This is a genomic window from Oligoflexus sp., assembly GCF_035638955.1.
Classification (GTDB): Bacteria; Bdellovibrionota_B; Oligoflexia; order Oligoflexales; family Oligoflexaceae; genus Oligoflexus.
Map to the genome: position 1 here is coordinate 1 of NZ_DASQYZ010000318.1, position 4,831 is coordinate 4,831.

At 53.5% G+C, this 4,831-nt stretch carries 6 protein-coding genes; all 6 read left to right on the forward strand.

Going from position 1 to position 4,831, the window contains the following annotated elements:
* Positions 1 to 120 precede the first annotated feature (120 nt).
* Entirely contained in the window at positions 121 to 444 is a 324-nt protein-coding gene (locus VE954_RS29000) for a putative peptidoglycan-binding domain-containing protein (protein WP_324959514.1), read from the forward strand.
* Positions 445 to 456: 12 nt separating this feature from the next.
* The gene (locus VE954_RS29005; protein ID WP_324959516.1) at positions 457 to 645 is read left to right on the forward strand and encodes a hypothetical protein; all 189 of its coding nucleotides are present in this window, start codon (positions 457 to 459) and stop codon (positions 643 to 645) included.
* A 7-nt stretch (positions 646 to 652) separates the two neighbouring features.
* Positions 653 to 883 carry a helix-turn-helix transcriptional regulator gene (locus VE954_RS29010; RefSeq protein ID WP_324959518.1) on the forward strand — a complete coding sequence of 77 codons (231 nt, stop codon included), beginning with the start codon at positions 653 to 655 and terminating at the stop codon, positions 881 to 883.
* Positions 877 to 1,455, forward strand: a complete 579-nt coding sequence (locus VE954_RS29015) for a hypothetical protein (protein ID WP_324959520.1) — start codon at positions 877 to 879, stop codon at positions 1,453 to 1,455. Before VE954_RS29010 ends, VE954_RS29015 begins: the two co-directional genes overlap by 7 nt.
* A 143-nt stretch (positions 1,456 to 1,598) precedes the next feature.
* Positions 1,599 to 2,357, forward strand: a complete 759-nt coding sequence (locus tag VE954_RS29020) for a hypothetical protein (protein ID WP_324959522.1) — start codon at positions 1,599 to 1,601, stop codon at positions 2,355 to 2,357.
* A 249-nt stretch (positions 2,358 to 2,606) separates the two neighbouring features.
* The coding region (locus tag VE954_RS29025; RefSeq protein ID WP_324959524.1) for an endo-1,4-beta-xylanase at positions 2,607 to 4,831 on the forward strand (2,225 nt) is incomplete at its 3' end.

Sequence of the window (4,831 nt, forward strand, 5' to 3'; positions counted from 1 at the left end):
CATGATCAAGAAAGGCCAGCTGGACATCCGGGGCTCCAAACCATTCGAACAGTTTTACGCCCTGGCAGGATAACTGCGTCCGGGGAATGATCCCTTCAGAAACTCACTTCGACCTTGGAAATGTTTGCGACAGAGCCGATTCCGCTGCGGCTCGGCCGATTTTCCCCAAGGCTTGCTCTGCCGCTATTCGATGCGGCCGTCAATCATGGGCTCAGGACCGGCATCCGGATCTTTCAGGAGGCGCTGAACCGCCTGGGCGCAGATCTCGTGGTGGATGGTGTGGCGGGTGAGATGACAGTGAAAGCGGCAAAGTCGTATTCCCCGAGGCGGGTTCTCGCGGCATTTCTATCCCAGCGCCTGCAGTTTTATCGCCGGCTTGAGACGTATGAGGTCTTTGGCCTTGGCTGGGACCGGCGTATAATCGAGATCGCAGTTTTATCGTAATTTGAGGATTTCATGAACCAGGATCTTAAGACCAGACTTTTCTCAAGCGTCATCTCCAGCCCTTCGCGTGAGCCGGGTCTGATCGGCCCTTCCCGGGCGAAAGGCCCATCCCTCGGGCAATTTTTCTTTACCCTTGGGGCGCTCGCGGCGGCGGCCGGTCTTCTTCTGCTGCTCATCGCTAAGGTCAAACCCCTTCTGTGAGACGGGTATGCATCCAGGTCTTCACCTTAAAACCATGCGCGAGGATTGCGGCTATTCGCTCCGCGAGCTTGCGAGAAAATCCGGCTATTCACTCGGCTATCTTTCCGATATCGAATCGGGAAGGCGGCTGCCAACGTCATTTGCTCTCAAATGCATCCTTGGCGCCCTTTCTGCCCATGAGAAAAAGCCCGAAGTCCTCGCCCTGTACCTTGATGCAAGGATCAAAAACGTATGCTGATTATCGAAGTTTCGGATGGTGGTGCAACTGACTGGGTGCTTCGAAGCGTCGAAGGCGGAAAGGCACGCGCCATGGACGCGCTCAACCGGACGGCGAAAACTGCAGTGCATGAAATCAAGGCCGACATGCCCGCTAAGTTTACCCTGCGCAGCAGGTGGGCGCAAAAGGGCATCCGCTCGGACAAGGCGAATCAGGATGATCTCACAGCGCGCGTATACTCGGTGGACCCGTGGCTTTTGAAACAGGAGGAGGGGGAAACGCACCGGCCTTCCGGTCACGTGGCTATTCCGAAGGGGGCGCGAACTTCTGAACGGTCCTTGATCCCGCGGGGAATGCAGGGCCCCGGAAAGAATGCCTATAAAATAGGCCGACCGGGGATTTTATCAGGCTTTGAGTATGTTAATCATGGTCAGCGCGGTCCGGTGCAGGAGCCTGTCTTTTTTTGCAGCGCGGTCAGGTCTGCTCGGGACACACGAAAAAGGCCCAGGCTGCAGCAGCGGCAAGGCTTCTTGAGCAGATCATGGAGCGCAGCAAACACCCCTCGGTACAGAGCAGATGAAAAGCATTCGTGAGCATATGGTGGGCCAGCCTTAAGTCAATTGAATAGGCCGTTAGGTTTTTGCCGTTTTGAGGTCAAACATTTACCTTACCCCCAAGCCTGGGTTATTTTTCGGTCGTAAAATGACCAGTTCCAGATCGTTTCAAAGGAGTCCGCTTGCATCGAACCCTCCAAATACTAACCATGCTCACTTCATGGGCGTTTGTTTATCCGCAGGTTTTTGCCATCGAAGCAGTTCCGCCGGAAGTGGTGGCACAAGCCTTGGTCCCGACAGCAACACTCGCATTGACTCAGATTCCGCCATGGAGCTTTAAAAATGTAGATCAGTATCAGGGTATGGCGGTTGATTATCTACGGGATATAGCGAGGGACGTGAGGCTCCCTATAATTGAAGTTGAAATACCGCTTGGGCGAATGCCTTACATTATGACTCGCGGCAAGCCAGACATTTTTTTTGCCAGAAGTCCTGAAGTCCCTTTCGATTGCTGCGTTTCTCTCGGGAAGGTTTTCGCTGAGCAAACGGTGGTACGCGGTCGCAAAACCGGACCGGTTTGGGATATCGGCAACCGGCAAGGACTTGAGATTTGCCGCACAGGATTGAGCGGTTATGACCAGCCAGGATTCCGGATGTATGATGCCGGCAGCCTTGATGTTTGTGTTCGCATGGTGGCCAGCAATCGTCTTCCATTTTTAATCGGAGAACGATATGTGGTACGTGAAGTGCTGCGGTCAAGCGGTCCAGTCATCTCCTCTCTTTTTGGTCTATCAATCGTTGTTGCAACAAGGCCGGTTCACTTTTATATCTCACACGCATTAAATAAATCATCGTTTGGACCGGCCATGCGAAAGGCTGTTGCAGAAAGAAAAATGCTGGAATACATCAATCGTTACTCAGGACTGAAAAAAAGTCCTTGATGGGGGGGGTGAAACTGCCTTCCATGGTTATGGACTTTCCAATACGTTAAAATCAAGCCAGGCCGTCGAATCTGTTTTCTCATGACCTCTCCTGCCCCCCCAGGGCAACGATCATGCCCCGGGGTTGACCGCAGGGGGGGGATTGAAGAACAATAGGAATAGGGCATAATAAACGGCGGTAGTAAATTTGAGATGCAGGGGCTGACGCTGCCTTGCACCCGTTTTGCTTTTGAACCTATGGAGTCCACGGTGAGAAAAGACTCATTGCTCGCACTTCTTGCAGTCCTGCTCAGTTTTCACAATGGCTGCAGGTCAACGTCCCCCCGCTCAGACCTTGCAATTGAACGTCGCGCAGATGGCCGGGTATCGGGCGTGATCGCGGAGGAATGGATCCGGATTCCAGGGGACGAGATTTCAGCCCTGCAAGCGGACAAGAGGTTTCCTCTAAACCCTTCCTCGCGAAAATTTCTGTCCAATCTCGCAACTTATAAAGCCAATACTCAGGACTATGGGACGAGAATACGAGGGTTCATTCATCCCCCGGAATCGGGCGACTACAATTTTTATATTAGCGGCGACAATGAGGCAAAGCTTTTCCTGAGTACGGATGACAAGCCCAATAACCTCTCAGGACAGCCAGCAGCGTTCCTGACCAGCCAGCAGTGGACTGGACCAGGCGAGTGGGAAAAGTTTCCAGGTCAGGCTTCGCAGGCCGTTCGATTGGAGGCAGGAAGGCGTTACTATTTCCAGGTGCTTCAAAAAAATGGCGGGGGAGCAGGTGGGGTTGCCGTCGGCTGGAAGCGACCCGGGGGGAATCTCGAGAGACCGATCACTGGTGCCAATCTTTCCCCTTTTGAAAACGATTCGCCACGGGCGGAAGCCGCTCAAAATGATGGCTATCACAATTCAGTCAAGGCCATGCTTCTTGAACGGCATGGACTCCTGGGCGGAAGCTGGGTGTTTGGCTCAAACGTGGACGTCAATACCACGGCCATCAGAATCAACAAGGAAGGATCCGAAGGGTCGGTGGTCAACGTCACCGGACAGCCTTTTGCCAAAGCCGTCCAGCTGGCCATCACCGAGGTTCCAGCAAGGCCAACAAGTGCCAGTTTCGAACTCAAGACCACAAGCAATATCAGCGCTGGAGACAGTCTGCTTCTCGTCTTTTGGGCGCGTTCGCCTGTTGGGACCAATCAGATCACCCTCGGGAATTTCCAGTTCATGCAGGACTCGGGCACTTACAAAAAATTCCGGTCCTTTGAACAACGTGTGGTTGGCAACGAATGGAAGCAGTATTTGATCCCTGTTGAGGTAACCGACGATATTGCTTCAGGTGCAGCAAAGTTCATGGTGGAGCTGGGTGTGGCCAGGCAGACCCTCCAGCTCGCTGGGGTTACCGCCATCAATTATGGCAAGGTTTACTCCGCGGCCTCCTTGCCCGTTCAGAGCAACGATGATTATGTCGGCAGGGAAGCCAATGCCCCCTGGCGCCTCGCCGCCCAGGAGCGCATTGAAAGGCTCCGGAAGGCCAACCTTCAGGTTTCGGTCCTCAATGCCAGTGGTCAGCCGGTTCCCAATGCCAAGGTTCGCATTGAAATGCTGCGCCACGAGTTTGCCTTCGGCACGGCCATCCAGGAGGATCGGATCGCCGGCAATAAAAAGCAGGACGACGTTTATCAGGAAAAGTTACTGAATCTTGATGGCAAAGGCCATGGCTTCAATGCGGTTGTGTTCGAGAATGGCCATAAATGGAAGGAATGGGAAAACAGGTGGCCAGTGTCCAATGCCGACAATGTCAGGACCGTCAAGTGGCTCGTCGACAGGGGAATTCAGGTACGCGGACACACCCTGCTGTGGCCAGGGTGGGGGAACTCACCTGACGATTTGAGAGGGAAATCCCAGCAGGAGATCAAAAATCGTATCAATGCTCATCTGACTACAATGCTCAAGAATACCACATATCCGGACCTCAGCCTGATCAAGGAATGGGACGCGCTCAATGAACCAACCGGCAATGTGGATATAGCCAACCTCTTCAGGGGTTCACCTGGATACCCTACGGGTCGGGAAATCTATCTGGACCTTTTTAAGAAAGTCAAGGAGCTGGCGCCTGACGTCAAAGCTTATGTGAATGAAGCGCAGTTGACGAACTTCTACGTTAAAAGTGATCTTTATAAGTCCTACGTGGAGGAAATCGCCAGGGGCCTTAGGGACAGTGGCAGTGCCGCGAAGGTGGACGGAGTGGGCCTCCAGGCGCATTTCCGGTATCTGATCCCCCCCGCGGAAATGCTGCAGCACTTTGAGGACTACCACGTTGCATCCCTTGGCGGAAAAATCAAGATTACCGAGTACGACAATGCCACGCTCGCACCGGATGATATTCAGAAGGATTATTTCCGCGACATCCTGACAGCCACCTTCAGCTACGAACACAGCGACGGCTTTCTCATGTGGGGTTTCTGGGACGGAACCTC